This is a genomic window from Pantoea sp. EA-12 (genome assembly GCF_030053355.1).
GTDB lineage: Bacteria > Pseudomonadota > Gammaproteobacteria > Enterobacterales > Enterobacteriaceae > Pantoea > Pantoea vagans_C.
On the sequence record NZ_JASGBY010000004.1, the window covers coordinates 1 to 14,852 of the forward strand.

Below are 14,852 nucleotides of genomic sequence, written 5' to 3' on the forward strand. Positions count from 1 at the left end.
GGGGCAGGTCGCGGCAGACCATGGATGGTCATCCGCGAACGGTCCGTCCGGCACGACGTGGAAGTCGAAGGTACCGCTTTAGCGGCGCGAGGACGGCCCAGAGGGGGCAGTAGTGGCGGCAGAGCCCGCACTGAAAAGAAAGGCCACTTATCAATAACCAGCCAGAGTTCTTAACTGACGAGCATTAGGCACAGGGGCGACCTTTAAGCCGTCTGCGTTATCAGCGGGCATAAAAAAGGCGCGAATGATCGCGCCTTGGGGAGTCGTGCAGGTGATGAATTAACGCTTCTTCTCCAGCACGCGATGGATCACGCTCGACAGTTCGTTGATCTCAAACTTCGCGACATAGCCATCCGCACCGACCTTGCGCACGTGATCTTCGTTGGCGCTACCGGAAAGTGACGAGTGGATCACCACCGGAATCTGGCGCAGGGTATCATCGCGTTTAATATTGCGCGTCAGGGTAAAGCCATCCATCTCTGGCATTTCCAGATCGGTCAACACCAAGGCGATCTTGTCGTGAATCGACTCGCCAGCCGCCGCCGCTTCTTTCTGCATATCGTTGATTTTTATCCAGGCTTCCAGCCCCGTGTTGTGCATGATGGCCGGTATGCCCATGCTTTTCAGGCCCTGTTCCAGTAGCTGACGCGCCACTTTGGAGTCCTCTGCTACGATCGCCACCTGACCTGGCTTCAAATTGAAATCTTTAGCTGTTTCTTCGCTTGGCTCGACACCACGTACAGAAGGAATGATGTCATAAAGAATTTGTTCAACGTCCAGCACCAGCGCCAGATTATTGCTCTCACCGTCGGTGTCGAGGCAGGCAATACTGGTGATGTTGCGGCTGCCGATACCGGCTTCCGCGGTGTGCACCTGGTTCCAGTCAAGACGCACGATGTTCTCCACCGATTCCACCGCAAAGGCTTGGGTGCTGCGGGCGTATTCAGTGACCAGCAGCAAGTTAAGACCGGTTTCCGGTTTACAGCCGGTTACCGCAGGCAGATCGATCACCGGGATAAACTGACCGCGAATGCTGGCCATGCCCAGCAGTGGAGATTGCATGCCTGCGGCACGGGTGATGGTCGGCATCGGTACGATTTCGCGCAGTTTAAACACGTTAATACCGTACAGCTCAGATTTGCCTTTCAGCTGATCGGAACCCAGGCGGAACAGCAGCAGTTCGAATTTATTGGAAAGCGCAAGGTTGGCGCGTTCATCGATCTCTTTCTGAAAATTATCCATCATGGCCTCAAGCAGAATCTGGGCGGGGTAAAGGGGCAATGATTAACTTATCGGCAGCGGGGGAAAAAAATGAAGGGGGAAGGGCAGAAATTTTGCGCGAGGACGAATGCCCTCGCGCAATAGCATTTACTTCAGCAAAATGGCACGCACGCTTTTGCCTTTGATCTTGCCTTCTTTCAACTTGATCAGCGCTTTCTTCGCCTGCGAGGCATCGATCGCTACATAAGCATGCGTCTGAGTCAGGTCGATCTTACCGATCTGATCGCCACTGAAACCTGCTTCGCCGGTCAGCGCGCCCAAAATATCGCCGGGACGAATTTTGGCTTTGCGGCCACCATCAATACACAGAGTCATCATGGTAGCGGGCAGTGCCTGTGCGGCTTTGCCTTTCAGCGTTGCGGAGGAGACCCAATTCAGTTTTTGGCTCAGATACTCTTCCAGCGCGTTGGCACGCGCCATTTCATCCGGGGCAACAAAGCTCACCGCCATGCCTTTCTCACCTGCACGGCCGGTACGACCAATACGGTGAATATGCACTTCGGGGTCCCACGCCAGCTGGAAATTCACCACTAAGGCCAGCGATTTAATATCCAGCCCGCGAGCCGCCACATCGGTGGCGATCAGCACACGAATACTGCCATTCGCGAAGCGGATCAGGACGCGCTCACGATCGCGCTGCTCCAGATCGCCATGCAGTGCCAGGGCGCTGATTTGACGATCGTTTAGCGCAGCGGCGATGTCATCGCATTCACGCTTAGTGTTGCAGAACACCACGCAGGATGCCGGTTGATGCTGGCTGAGCAGGGCGCTTAACAGGTTGCCACGCTCATGGGCGCTGGCTTCAATGAACTGCTGCTCGATGGCGGGCAGTTCCGCTTTATCTTCCGTGGCCACTGCCAGGGCATCACGCTGGAAACGCTGGCTGAGGCTGGCAATGGTGTCCGGCCAGGTGGCAGAGAACAGCAGCGTCTGGCGGGTGACTGGCGTGAAACCGATGATTGCTTCCATATCATCACGAAAACCCATCTCCAGCATGCGATCGGCCTCATCCAGCACCAGCGTTTGCAATACATTGAGATCGAGATTGTCACGCTTGAGGTGATCCAGAATACGGCCTGGTGTGCCGACCACGATATGAGGGGCGTGCACCAGCGAATCCCTTTGCGCACTCATCGGTTGCCCACCGCACAGGGTCAGAATTTTGATGTTGCGGGTAAACCGTGCTAGCTGACGCAGCACATTACTGACCTGATCGGCCAGTTCACGCGTGGGGCACAGCACCAGCGCCTGAGTCTGGAAGCGGCTGATATCAATGCGTTGCAGTAACCCGATACCAAAGGCGGCCGTTTTGCCGCTGCCGGTTTTCGCCTGCGCACGAACGTCGCGCCCTTCAAGAATGGCGGGCAGGGAAGCGGCCTGAATCGGCGTCATGGCGTCGAAACCCATCTCGCGCAGGTTGTCGAGTTGGCTGGCTGGGAGTTGCGTCAGGGTAGAAAAAGCGGTCACGGGAATGTCTCGAATAGCGGTCAGGATTGCGGCGGTCAGTCTGGCAGAAAGGGGCGGCATCGGCAATGCAAATTGCGTTATTGGTAACCTGTTGAAACCAATTAGCAGCGCAATCGATCGTTGGTTTTTTAATCTGAAATAGATGTAATGTTTTAATCAATTTCAGGGTGACATCAAAAAAGACCGATGAGGGTAAAAAGTCTTTCCTGATAAAAAAGGTGCAATTAGCGTTAATAAAAAGACTATATAACGTCGAATTGGCGTCTTTTTCGCCCATGTTACGCTTATGTGTCACTTAAGATGGGTAAAATTCCGATTAAAATAACCCACCGCTTTGCTTTATATTTAGCGCGCCATTTGGCAAACAATAATACATTCAGAGGTCTGACTTTGAGTCATTACGTCCAGGGACAGAACGAAGACATTCTGAAAATCGTCGGCCGCGCCGTGTTAACGCTGCATCTGCATGGAGAGACCTTATCATCTGATAAAGTCAGTTCCATGATTGCCTGTTACGCGGAAGAAGAGCCTGTTAGCGACGATGAAAACCAGCGCTTATATGCGCTGGCCATTCAGATGTTATCGTAAATCCAGCAACTCGCATGGGGCGCGTGTCGCCCATGTCTTTCGTTCATAAAGCCTCCTTCGGGAGGCTTTTTTTGTTTTTATACTGCGCATGCCCAGAGCCCCCCTGTCCCGATTCAAATGTTGTGAAGCCATGTACTGTCGTATCTCTCACCTTCCAGATAACCGGTAACATCCTCTTGAATCAAAAACATTGATTTAGGTCAATGTTAGTTCTCAATATTTCATTAAAGTAATGCGGCTGAACTGACGGAAATCATAGTCAAAACCAAGGAGGGTTGTTATGGGCGTATCTGATTTAGATGACATAGCTATCAGACTAGCTGAGGTGGTAGTTTCACCCGACACCGTTACAAGCATGATTAACGGCGCGTTGACGGTTCCCTTAGACTTGGGATACCTGGTGCTAGGGTATTTTAATACAGACTCGCGCTTTGCACATCAGACCCAGCGTATCCGCATGGCGGAGGCTATCCGCAATGACATCATGAACTACGATCATATCGTTAATGCGGTTAACATCATCCTTCGTGAGTTTGATAAACACCTGTCCAGAAACCAGCAGAACAAGGCTTATCGTACAGTGGTTTCTTCTATTGTCGGCCGCATGCTTGCCACTCATATCGCCTCAAAAATTGCCGGGGCTGTACTGGCCCGCACATCTTTCATCAGCGCCAGGTCGTCATCGAAAGTCATTAATCTCGTCTCGATGTTCCTGCTGGTGGGGGGCATGAGTGAACGCTCTATAAGAACATCGGAAACACTGGCCATTGAAGCGCCAGAAATTTATGAGCAACTGCGCCCGCACGATTACGACCTGACTTACTTCCTGTTTGAGCCTGCTGTTGCCCCGTTCGTTGAGGCCATTCATGTTGGGGTAACGCAGGGGCAACCCGCTTTTGATAAAATCATTGCTCGCGCTGAAGAGGAACTGAATGCCACTCATTAAGTTGCTGGGTCGTTTGTCAGACATGCTCTTGTTTAGCGTGATTGCCGTCTGGGATGTGATTGAGTCCGCCGTCTTTGTCGCGGGTGTCTTCGTTTGTTTCATGCTGCCAGTCGAATGGCCTTATAAGTTTTTGTATTTGGGGATATGGCTGTGTTCAACCTATGCCATATCTAAGCTCATCAGCAAACTGGATGAGCATAGAAGGAAAGTAAGATAATCAGCTAAAGGAGGATAGATGTGGCTAATCCAGCGTACTTATGGCTTACGGATGAAAATGGATCACCAATCCTCGGTGGATGTGAGGTGTTGGGCAGAGCTGGCTCAATTGAAATTAAATCGTTGTCTCACCACATGACGGTTCCTACTGACGGCCATACAGGAAGGTTGACTGGAACACGTATACACACGCCTATTCTGATTCAAAAGGAGTTTGACCGTGTTACGCCGTTTCTTTACCGGGCAATCAGCCTGGGAAACACGATGCAGACGGCAGAAATTAAAATGTACGAGACCAGCGCCGCCGGGGTTGAGGTCGAGTATTTCAACATTCTGCTGGAGAATGTGAAAATTACAGGTATGACACCCAGCCTGCACCCTGGCGCTGCAACAGGTACACACCTTGAGAATGTTGAGCTTCGCTATGAGTCAATCCAGTGGAAATATGTAAGTGGAAACATAATCTTCAAAGATTCCTGGAATGGGCGCTGCGTAGCGTAGCAATGCATAGTTAAACATTCCTTAGTCAGAGCAGGCCTGCCAGCACTTTAGGCGGGCTACGATAAACATAACCGAAGCGCCGGAGGCAGACCCGCTTGTAAGATGGTGTGGGACGAGGCTGATCGTGATAGCAGCCGCCATCCCATTTTAGGCGCTGAATACCGGCGTTCCATTATGGAAAGTGGCGCGCACCGGTGAGATACGGGCCACGGCTTCGGCAGAGCAGCTCGCCTCAACCAGCATCATGCTGGCCTCGTCCTGCACTTTTGGCCACTGGCGTTCGCCTTGGTTTGAGAGTGGCAAAATGCCGCCGGTAGCGATGTGCAACGCGCGGCTCAGGCCAAACTCATCGGAACCGCGATAGAGTTGAGCGTACAGGTTGGCTTTCTCCAGCATGCTGCCGGTGCCAAACGGTGACCAGTGATCGATAACGCTGTCGGTGCCGGTCATCACCGTGATGCCCGCCGCCTGCAGTTGCGGCAGTGGCATGGTCAGTTTGCCAATCGGTATGGTGGAGGCCACGCTCATCTGCTGCTCGGCCATACCTGCAATCATCTTATCCAACGCTTTGCCTTCCAGCGTGCCCAGCGCAAAACCGTGGCTGAGTGTCACTTTGCCTTTCAGCTGAGGGTTTTTGGCGATGGTATATATTGAATCGCAGCCACGCCCGATGGGGCGGTTTCGTGCAGGTGGATATCGACACCGCGATTAAAATCCAGCGCGATCTGGAACATCGCGTCCAGCGAGGCCTGCATGGCGCCATCGACGTTGGTAGGGTCCAGCCCGCCAACATACTGCACGCCCATCTGCATGGCTTCGCGCATCAGACCATCGACCTTTGAGTGCAGCAAGCCGTGCTGCGGGAACGCTACGATCTCGCAGGGGAACTCAGGGTGATTAGCCAGTGCCAGTTTTAAGTGCTCAAGGCTTTGCAGGCCGCTGACCGGATCGATATTGCAATGGCTGCGCGCTTCCGTGGTGCCTTTACTGTGCAGCAGCCCAATCAGGGCTTCGGCGCGCGCTTGGGAAGTGGGCAGCAGCTGCGGTATCAAGATCTGCTCACGGGCAATCATATCCATGATGGCTTTGCCCTGACGCGGGCGCGGTGCTTCCCAAGGCCCACTGTAAAAGGTCTTGTCCAGATGAATATGCATATCGCGGGTGCGTGGCAGTAATAGTGCGCCGTTGGCATCCCACTGCGGGATGGCGCTGTTGCGCGCTGTGCTGGCGGCATCGATGGCGGCGAATTTACCGTCTTTTATGGTGATGTCATACAGCGCGGTGTGCGTGGCGATAATGTCGTTACCGTCGCGCTCAAAGCCCTCTTCGAGTCGGACGTTAAGGATTTGGTAATGGGCTACACGCGGTGGTGGCGTCTTCACCTGAGGTGCGGCGGTTGAACCTGTTTGTGCGGCCGCGCTCATCCCGGCAGCCAACAGGCTACCGGCGGCTGTGAGGCGCACACCCTGGCTGATAAAATCGCGACGGCTGGCAGAAGTGAGAGGCATCAGAGGCTCCAGTCAATAAAGAAAAAGCTAATCTGGCAAAACCTGGGCCGCTGCGCTGCGATATTTCCCACTGCTGATCAGTGGAAAAATCACTGCCAGGTTAAATGGCAAAACTCAACCAGTGCGGCCGCCAGCGACTGCTGTAGAGCGTCCTGCGGTAAGCGACAAAACAGCGCCAGCTCGAAATGATTAACCGGTGGCAAACCATCGGACTCATCAAGCACACGATGCCCCGGCAGGCGACAGCTGGCGGGCAACAACGTCAAGCCCAGTCCAGCGGCGCTGGCGCTGGCGAGTGCGACTAAGCTGGCACTGCTGTAGCTGATGCGCCAACTGCGGCCGAGCGTATCCAGCGTCTGGCACATCTCCTCGCGATACAGCCCCAGTTGCGGAAACACCACTAAAGGCACCGGCGTTTGCTCAAAGCAGGGATGTTCGGCACTGTCCAGCCACAGCAGTGGCTCCAGGCGCGAGGCGAGAGGGCGTTCACCACCGGGCTGCTTGATCAACATGATATCCAGCTCTTCACGCTGCCAGGCGCGATGGAGATCAACATACATCCCGCTCATCACATCGAGGCGCAGTTGCGGATGTTCACGGCTAAACTGCGCTAACAACCCTGCGGTGGGTGCGGCAAAATCCTCGGGTACGCCCAGGCGCATGACGCCATCGCGCCATTTATCGCTCAGCACATCATGCGCTTCGCCATTCAGGGCAATAATTCGACGGGCATAGCCGAGCAGTTTTTCGCCCTCTTCCGTGAGTACTACCTGATGCGAAGTGCGCTCCAGCAAGGCTTTGCCGACCATCTCTTCTAACCGACGTACCTGCTGGCTGACGGTGGATTGTGACAGGTGCACCCGCTCAGCGGCGCGGGTGAAGCTGGCCGTTTCACACACGGCGACAAAGCTCAGCAGTTGCTGCGGGGTAAACATCGGCTGACGATTCATTTTTCCACTGTTCACTATGGTGTTATTTCATTTCCAAATAGTATCGATTGCTGCGACCCTGACAACCTATTTTCAGCAGGATTGTGTATGAATCGACATTATTACGGACTAACACTCGGCGCTTTAGTGCTGGCTGGGCTGAATATGCGTCCGTTTCTCACTTCTCTTAGCCCATTGCTCGGTCAGTTGCGTCAGGTCATGGAGCTCTCTTCACTGGCTGCGTCTTTGTTACCCGCCATACCGATGATGATGATGGGCGCGGTGGCGTTAGCCGGTGCGTCTCTGATGCAGCGCTTTCCTCTCCAGCGGTTATTGATTGCCGGTCTGGCTTTACTGTTTGTCGCACTGATGGCACGCAGCAGCATTCAAACGGGCACAGAGTTAGTGATCAGTGCGCTGTTCGCCGGCCTTGGGGTGGGCGTTGTGCAGATGGTGATGCCGGGGTTGATCCGCCAGCGCTTTGCCAAACACAGTGCAGCAATCACCGGATTATGGGCCGGCGCGCTGATGGGCGGCGGTGGATTGGGGGCGGCGCTCTCACCCTGGCTGAGCGCGCATTTCAGTTGGGAAAGCGCGCTGTCTGGCTGGGCGCTACCGCCCATACTGGCGATGGCGCTGTGGCTAACCGTGCGCGTTCCTGCGGCGCAAAGTGTGGAAAAAATCACACTACCTACATTGTGGCGTCAACCGCGCGCCTGGTCGCTGGCGCTGAGCTTTGGCTTGGTGAATGGTGGCTACGCGACCTGCGTCGCCTGGCTGCCGGATGCCTATCATCATCTGGGCTGGTCAGCGCAGGCGGGTGGTTCACTGTTGGGGGCGATGATCCTGTGTCAGGTGGCGGGCGCGTTGCTGATGCCGCTGCTGGCGCGTAAGGCGGATCGTCGACCTCAACTGATTATCAGTCTGGTTTGCCAGTTGGTGGGTATGTGCGGATTCCTGTTTGCACCGCTGTTGGCACCCTGGTTGTGGGCGGCGATTGCCGGTTTCGGCCTCGGCGCTGCATTTCCGCTTGCCATGGTACTGGCGCTGGATCATTTACCACATCCCCAGGCCGGTGCGCGTTTGGTGGCGTTTATGCAGGGAGCTGGCTTTATTATCGCGGGTTGCATGCCGTTTATCGCCGGGCAGTTGCAGGCATTGACCGGCAGTTTCAACAGCGTGTGGATGATGCAAGGTGCGGTAACGCTCGGACTGATCGCGCTCAATTTGCGTTTTCATCCCCACAGTTATCGTCGGGCCTTTGGTCAGACAGGATGTTGATTGGTCCTACCAAATGAATTGAAATGTTGCCGCATCGTCACATAACACGAATAATCACGCCATCTCCGTTGCTTTAGGTTAACAATACATTAACCATCTGGCACCAGAAAGCCCCACACTGCATTTTGGTCCTACCAATTTCAGTGAGCAGAAGGGCAAGACCTGCGGCGCAAACCTGCATTGCCGTTGCGCCGTACTCATCTGGTAACCTCTGGAGAAAATGGCATGCTGGTGTGGCAACAAAACTACGATCCGCTCAACAATCTGTGGCTTTCCAGCCTGGTGGCGGTGATCCCCATCGTATTCTTCTTTTTCGCCCTGATTAAGCTCAAGCTGAAAGGCTATCAGGCGGGAACCGCCACGGTTGCCATTGCGCTGCTGGTGGCGCTGTTCCTGTATGGCATGCCGTTGGGCCAGGCGCTGGCCTCCGTGGTTTACGGTTTTCTGTATGGTCTGTGGCCGATTGCGTGGATCATCGTGGCAGCGGTGTTTGTCTATAAAATCTCGGTGAAGACCGGCCAGTTCGACATCATCCGCGCCTCCATTCTGTCGATCACGCCGGATCAGCGCCTGCAAATGCTGATTGTTGGCTTCTCATTCGGTGCCTTCCTGGAAGGGGCGGCGGGCTTTGGTGCGCCGGTGGCGATCACCGCTGCGCTGTTGGTGGGATTGGGCTTCAATCCGCTGTATGCGGCGGGTCTGTGCCTGATCGTCAACACCGCGCCGGTGGCATTTGGCGCAATGGGGATTCCGATCATTGTCGCGGGTCAGGTCACTGGACTCGACAGCTTCCAGATCGGCCAGATGGCCGGTCGCCAGCTGCCGTTCCTCACCATCATCGTCCTGTTCTGGATCATGGCCATTATGGATGGCTGGCGTGGGATTAAAGAGACCTGGCCTGCGGTAATCGTGGCCGGTGGTTCCTTTGCTATTGCGCAGTTCCTGAGTTCAAACTTTCTCGGTCCAGAACTGCCGGATATCATTTCGTCGCTGGCTTCACTGATCTGTCTGACGCTGTTCTTGCGTCGCTGGAAGCCGGTGCGTATCTTCCGCTTTGATGAGAAAACGGCTGTTGACCCCACACAAACTCCTCAACGTTACACGTTGGGCCAGATTGTGCGGGCGTGGATGCCATTCCTGTTCCTCACCGCCACGGTGACACTGTGGAGCATTCCGCCGTTCAAAGCGCTGTTTGCGAAAGGCGGCGCGATGTATGAGTGGGTGTTCAGCGTACCTGTGCCGTTACTGCATGAGCTAGTGGCGCGTATGCCGCCAGTGGTGAGTGCCGCCACGCCTTACCCGGCAATTTTTAAATTCGACGTGCTGTCAGCCACCGGTACCGCTATTTTGGTGGCGGCGATATTGTCGGTGATATGGCTGCGTATGAAACCCGCTGCTGCGATCCAGACCTTCGCCGAAACGCTGAAGGAGTTAGCGCTGCCGATTTACTCGATTGGTATGGTGCTGGCGTTCGCCTTTATCTCTAACTATTCCGGTTTGTCTGCCACACTGGCATTAGCGCTGGCGCACACCGGTAATGCCTTTACCTTCTTCTCGCCGTTCCTTGGCTGGCTGGGCGTGTTCCTCACCGGATCTGATACCTCTTCAAATGCGTTGTTTGCTGCGTTGCAGGCCACCACCGCGCAACAGATTGGTGTATCCGATGTGCTGCTGGTGGCAGCGAACACCACCGGCGGTGTGACCGGAAAAATGATTTCGCCACAGTCGATTGCGATTGCCTGTGCCGCCGTAGGGTTGGTCGGCAAGGAGTCGGATCTGTTCCGCTTTACCGTCAAACACAGCCTGATCTTCACCTGCATGGTGGGCGTTATCACCACGCTTCAGGCCTATGTTTTAACCTGGATGATTCCATGACAGACAACACGCCGCGCTTAGCGGATACGCTGCGGGCGCGATTGCGCGCCTGGATTGACGAACACCAACTGGAGCCCGGCATGCGCTTGCCGGCCGAGCGCCAGCTGGCAGCGGAGTTCGGGGTGTCGCGCTCGTCGTTGCGAGAGGCGATCCAGCAGTTAATCAGCAGCGGCGTGTTGATCAGTAAACGCGGAGGTGGCACCTGGCTGTGTGAACCGCAGGAGCCCTGGTCGGAACAGCGTATTGTCGAGCCGATTCGCCAACTGTTGGCTGACGATCCTGATTACCGCTGGGACATTCTGGAAGCACGCCACGCCATCGAAGCCAGTACCGCCTGGCACGCCGCACTGCGTGCCACTGAAGCCGACAAAGAGAAGCTGCGCCTGGCTTTTGACGCGCTGCTAAAAATGCACGACTGCGACGATCCCGACCTCGCCGCGCAAGCGGATCTGCGCTTCCATCTCGCTATCGCGGAAGCCTCACACAATGTCGTGCTGCTGCAAACCATGCGCGGCTTTTTTGATCTATTGCAGTCTTCAGTGCTGGATAGCCGCCAGCGTATGTATACCCAGCCGGTGATTTTTAATCGCCTCAATGAACAGCATCAGGCGATGTTCGATGCGGTGATGGCCGGTGATGCTGAGGCGGCCCGCCAGGCGGCGATGGATCACCTTGGCTTTGTGCACACCACCTTGAAATCGCTCCATGAAGATGAAGCGCGGCAGGCGCGTATTACCCGTCTGCCGGGCGAGTCCCCGGATAATCGTAAGGAAAAAAACTGATGATCATATCTGCTGCCAGTGACTACCGCGCCGCGGCGCAACGCATCCTGCCGCCATTTTTGTTTCACTATCTGGATGGTGGTGCGTACGCCGAGCACACGCTAAAGCGCAATGTTTCGGATCTGTCGGACGTGGCGCTGCGTCAGCGCGTGCTGAAAAACATGTCCGATCTCAGTCTGGAAACCAAGCTGTTCAATGAAACGCTGTCGATGCCGGTGGCGCTGGCGCCCGTAGGGTTGTGCGGCATGTACGCACGCCGGGGGGAAGTGCAGGCGGCGCGTGCAGCGGCATTGAAAGGGATTCCGTTCACACTCTCCACCGTCTCACTGTGCCCGATTGAAGAGGTGGCACCGGCTATCAACCGTCCCATGTGGTTCCAGCTCTACGTGCTGCGGGACCGTGGCTTTATGCGGAATGCGCTGGAACGCGCCAAAGCGGCCGGGTGCTCTACGCTGGTGTTCACGGTGGATATGCCTACGCCAGGCGCACGCTATCGCGATGCACACTCGGGCATGAGCGGTCCAAATGCCGCGATGCGTCGATACTGGCAAGCCGTTACGCATCCACAGTGGGCGTGGGATGTGGGTTTGCACGGGCGTCCGCACGATCTGGGGAATATTTCCGCTTATCTCGGCAAGCCCACCGGACTGGAAGATTACATCGGGTGGCTGGCGAATAACTTTGATCCTTCCATCTCATGGAAAGATCTGGAATGGATCCGCGAGTTCTGGGATGGCCCGATGGTTATTAAAGGGATTCTGGACCCGGAAGATGCCCGTGATGCGGTGCGCTTTGGTGCGGACGGCATTGTGGTTTCTAACCACGGCGGACGTCAGTTGGACGGTGTGCTTTCATCAGCACGCGCATTACCGGCGATTGCCGATGCAGTGAAGGGCGACATCGCCATTCTGGCGGACAGCGGCATCCGCAACGGTTTAGATGTGGTGCGCATGATCGCTCTCGGTGCTGACACCGTGCTGCTGGGACGCGCCTTTATTTATGCGTTAGCCACGCACGGCCAGCGCGGCGTTGAGAACCTGCTGAATCTGATCGAGAAAGAGATGAAAGTGGCGATGACACTGACTGGCGCGAAGACCATTGCTGAGATCACGCGCGATTCGCTGGTGCAGGCGAATGCATTGTTGAGCGAAGCGGGACTGAGTCCAGCACGCCCCCGCGCGGTGAGCTGAAAAAGCAAAAGGAGTGGTCTTGTCTATACTGAATACCTGTCTGACTAACAGGAGGAATGACATGACCATTCATAAGAAAGGATCGGCCCATTGGGAAGGCGATATTAAAGGGAAAGGTACAGTGAGTACGGAAAGCGGCGTGCTGAGCAATCAGCCTTACGGTTTCAATACCCGCTTTGAAGGTGAAAAGGGGACTAATCCGGAAGAGCTGATCGGTGCTGCACACGCTGCGTGCTTCTCCATGGCGTTGTCACTGATGCTCGGTCAGGCTGGCCATCCTCCGAAAAGTATCGATACCACGGCGGATGTCTCGCTGGACAAAAAGGGCGAAGGTTTTGCCATAACCAAAATCGCGCTCACCAGTACCATCGCGCTACCAGGCATTGAAAGCGCGAAATTTGATGAGATTATTCAAAAAGCCAAAGCGGGTTGCCCTGTCTCTCAAGTGCTGAATGCAGAAATCAGTCTGGATTATACTCTGAATAATTAATCGCCCTTACAAGTTACCAGAGCTAGAATAGCGATGTGCCTCAGGGCGCATCGTTGCTTTCTGCCGTCTGGAGGATGCGTGGCAAAAAAACTGGCTGCGACAAAACACTGGAAGATGATTGTGGTGCTGCTGTGCATCTGCGGCGCGCTGATGCTGATTCGCTGGGCTGCAATGATATGGGGCTAAAAGATTGGGTATGCCGCCATAAGCTCGGGGTATTAGTGATGGTGATTTTGGTACTGGAAGGCGTGCACTATCTGCTGACGGCGTCATGGCTGCCGTGGCAGCTGGGCTAATCCATTACGCGTATTCGTTGTCCGGCTGACGAACGTTACGCACGCTGCTGCGTGCAATGCGATACGCCTTGCGTGGGTCTCCCGCCACGAACTCAAAGGTGGGCGAGTAGTAGAATGGCAACCAGCCGCCGAAGCCGCTTTCCCACTCCCAGCGCACCGGGCAGGGCCAGAGAATGCCATCATACAAAATGTAATAAACCCAACGTCCGTTTGGACGACGGGGGCGAGTAGTCTTCATGGGATTCATAACGATAATAGTGTAAAGCAGCTTATATTTTGGACGCGATACGCCAATGTTGCAATGCCGTTTGGCTTATTTTTTGTACAGCATAAATAAAATGGCACCGAATCAACGGTGCACTTCACCGCACAGCAGGACCACATTAGGCCGGACTTTATGGATACGGTCGGCCATCTGTTCACAGGCCACTTTGGTTGGGTAGATGCGTTCTGACACCGGCAAAGCGTCACAGGCATCGTGTCCACACGCGCTCACTAACAACACAAAACCAATCAGCATGATCGGACTCCTTTAACACGTTCCTGATGGTACGGAATCGGTGGCTGTTTGTTCCTTTTTTTGATCCAGTATAGCCAAACGCAACGGGAGTCAATTATCTCCTTGAGCGGCTTTCTGTTTTGAGCGCTGAGATTATAACCAACCGGACGCGCATCAGCAGTACGATCTGGGCTAAACTGTGCGGCCCTGACAAAAATGATGAGTGAGTAACCGATGTCGAACGAAATTGCCCATCCGGACAGCAGCCCGAAACAAGCCGCGCTGCAACTGGTGATTGAGCTGGTACGTGCCGGAAAATTAAGCCCGCTGCATGGAGATGCTTCCAACATGATTTCTATCTACGAGCAGTTCAAAGCCCATTTCGAGGCAGAGAAGGCGTAACGCAGCTCGTTCCCACTCCTTCCTGTGGCGGCGCAATTTATCGCGCACGCGAATAATGGCGTATAGCCTCTCCGGTATTCGCCATTCATTGCGCCGCTACACTATTAAATTCCCATTTATTTTTCCCTTCTGAGTTTTGATATTTCTCACAGTTCCTGTAACCAAATCTGAAACCGGTTGCAGAAAATCTTTGCTGTGTGTATTCGTTAATTAAAACCCACATGGAGGATTGAACAATGCCAAAGATTTTACTGTGCTGTGCCGCTGGGATGTCTACCAGCATGGTGGTGCAGAAGATGGAGAAGGCCGCCAAAGCGCAAGGCGTAGAAGTGGAGATAAAAGCCGTTGGTATTGAAGAGTTTAATGAACAAATTGCTCACTATGATTGCTGCTTGTTAGGGCCACAAATCAAATACAAGCTCGCTGACTTCCAACCGCTGTCTCAGCAATTAAATAAGCCAATATCCGTTATAAATAGCATGGATTACGGCATGATGAATGGCGAGAAAATATTAAATGATTCACTAAAACTGATTCACGCCTGATCGCTAAACTGCACGAAAAATAATAGTCATCGCCTGCGACTCAGCGCGCAGGCTTA

16 protein-coding genes and 1 pseudogene are annotated in these 14,852 nt (G+C 54.5%); 11 read left to right on the top strand and 6 right to left on the bottom strand.

The genetic code is table 11. The features are described from left to right. Nucleotides 1–279: 279 nt before the first annotated feature. Nucleotides 280–1,242, bottom strand: a complete 963-nt coding sequence (locus QMZ30_RS07160; RefSeq protein ID WP_283227100.1) for a chemotaxis protein — start codon at nucleotides 1,240–1,242, stop codon at nucleotides 280–282. Nucleotides 1,243–1,368: 126 nt separating this feature from the next. After that, nucleotides 1,369–2,748, bottom strand: a complete 1,380-nt coding sequence (gene dbpA / locus QMZ30_RS07165; protein ID WP_283226861.1) for an ATP-dependent RNA helicase DbpA — start codon at nucleotides 2,746–2,748, stop codon at nucleotides 1,369–1,371. A gap of 390 nt (nucleotides 2,749–3,138) precedes the next feature. Between dbpA and QMZ30_RS07170 the strand changes: the two genes are divergently transcribed. The 3 genes from QMZ30_RS07170 (at nucleotide 3,139) to QMZ30_RS07180 (ending at nucleotide 4,999) form a co-directional block, all read left to right on the top strand. Further along, the gene (locus QMZ30_RS07170) at nucleotides 3,139–3,336 is read left to right on the top strand and encodes a hypothetical protein (RefSeq protein ID WP_039333073.1); all 198 of its coding nucleotides are present in this window, start codon (nucleotides 3,139–3,141) and stop codon (nucleotides 3,334–3,336) included. A gap of 280 nt (nucleotides 3,337–3,616) precedes the next feature. Then, entirely contained in the window at nucleotides 3,617–4,282 is a 666-nt protein-coding gene (locus QMZ30_RS07175) for an Ssp6 family T6SS pore-forming effector (protein WP_283226862.1), read from the top strand. A 237-nt stretch (nucleotides 4,283–4,519) separates the two neighbouring features. Further along, the gene (locus QMZ30_RS07180) at nucleotides 4,520–4,999 is read left to right on the top strand and encodes an Hcp family type VI secretion system effector (RefSeq protein ID WP_283226863.1); all 480 of its coding nucleotides are present in this window, start codon (nucleotides 4,520–4,522) and stop codon (nucleotides 4,997–4,999) included. A gap of 147 nt (nucleotides 5,000–5,146) precedes the next feature. Here the strand turns inward: QMZ30_RS07180 and QMZ30_RS07185 are convergent. Both QMZ30_RS07185 and QMZ30_RS07190 read right to left on the bottom strand, forming a co-directional pair. Beyond that, nucleotides 5,147–6,507: pseudogene (locus tag QMZ30_RS07185) on the bottom strand (amidohydrolase family protein). Between the two features lie 89 nt (nucleotides 6,508–6,596). Further along, nucleotides 6,597–7,457 (bottom strand): LysR family transcriptional regulator, encoded by an 861-nt coding sequence (locus QMZ30_RS07190; RefSeq protein ID WP_283226864.1) that lies wholly within the window; start codon nucleotides 7,455–7,457, stop codon nucleotides 6,597–6,599. Between the two features lie 87 nt (nucleotides 7,458–7,544). On the opposite strand from QMZ30_RS07190, the gene QMZ30_RS07195 reads away from it, so the two are divergent. From QMZ30_RS07195 to yniD, 6 genes are all read left to right on the top strand, one after another. Next, a complete protein-coding gene (locus tag QMZ30_RS07195) occupies nucleotides 7,545–8,717 on the top strand; it encodes a cyanate transporter (protein WP_283226865.1) in 1,173 nt (390 codons plus the stop codon). A gap of 225 nt (nucleotides 8,718–8,942) precedes the next feature. Continuing rightward, nucleotides 8,943–10,592 carry an L-lactate permease gene (gene lldP, locus QMZ30_RS07200; protein WP_283226866.1) on the top strand — a complete coding sequence of 550 codons (1,650 nt, stop codon included), beginning with the start codon at nucleotides 8,943–8,945 and terminating at the stop codon, nucleotides 10,590–10,592. After that, a complete protein-coding gene (gene lldR, locus QMZ30_RS07205; protein ID WP_283226867.1) occupies nucleotides 10,589–11,374 on the top strand; it encodes a transcriptional regulator LldR in 786 nt (261 codons plus the stop codon). Before lldP ends, lldR begins: the two co-directional genes overlap by 4 nt. Then, nucleotides 11,374–12,564 carry an FMN-dependent L-lactate dehydrogenase LldD gene (lldD, locus tag QMZ30_RS07210; RefSeq protein ID WP_039333056.1) on the top strand — a complete coding sequence of 397 codons (1,191 nt, stop codon included), beginning with the start codon at nucleotides 11,374–11,376 and terminating at the stop codon, nucleotides 12,562–12,564. The genes lldR and lldD overlap by 1 nt, the downstream gene beginning before the upstream one ends. Nucleotides 12,565–12,625: 61 nt before the next feature. Next, nucleotides 12,626–13,054 (top strand): OsmC family protein, encoded by a 429-nt coding sequence (locus tag QMZ30_RS07215; RefSeq protein ID WP_039333059.1) that lies wholly within the window; start codon nucleotides 12,626–12,628, stop codon nucleotides 13,052–13,054. A 78-nt stretch (nucleotides 13,055–13,132) separates the two neighbouring features. Continuing rightward, nucleotides 13,133–13,240: a small membrane protein YniD gene (gene yniD / locus QMZ30_RS07220; RefSeq protein ID WP_021507251.1), complete on the top strand. Its 108-nt coding sequence runs from the start codon at nucleotides 13,133–13,135 to the stop codon at nucleotides 13,238–13,240. Between the two features lie 114 nt (nucleotides 13,241–13,354). Here yniD and QMZ30_RS07225 read toward each other — a convergent pair whose 3' ends face one another. Both QMZ30_RS07225 and QMZ30_RS07230 read right to left on the bottom strand, forming a co-directional pair. Continuing rightward, the gene (locus tag QMZ30_RS07225; RefSeq protein WP_039333063.1) at nucleotides 13,355–13,588 is read right to left on the bottom strand and encodes a hypothetical protein; all 234 of its coding nucleotides are present in this window, start codon (nucleotides 13,586–13,588) and stop codon (nucleotides 13,355–13,357) included. Between the two features lie 111 nt (nucleotides 13,589–13,699). Further along, nucleotides 13,700–13,870: a hypothetical protein gene (locus QMZ30_RS07230; protein WP_007887091.1), complete on the bottom strand. Its 171-nt coding sequence runs from the start codon at nucleotides 13,868–13,870 to the stop codon at nucleotides 13,700–13,702. Between the two features lie 213 nt (nucleotides 13,871–14,083). Here QMZ30_RS07230 and QMZ30_RS07235 point away from each other — a divergent pair, with 213 nt between their 5' ends. Beyond that, nucleotides 14,084–14,251, top strand: a complete 168-nt coding sequence (locus QMZ30_RS07235; RefSeq protein WP_167347694.1) for a hypothetical protein — start codon at nucleotides 14,084–14,086, stop codon at nucleotides 14,249–14,251. Between the two features lie 236 nt (nucleotides 14,252–14,487). After that, a complete protein-coding gene (locus QMZ30_RS07240) occupies nucleotides 14,488–14,796 on the top strand; it encodes a PTS sugar transporter subunit IIB (RefSeq protein ID WP_283226868.1) in 309 nt (102 codons plus the stop codon). Nucleotides 14,797–14,852 lie beyond the last annotated feature (56 nt).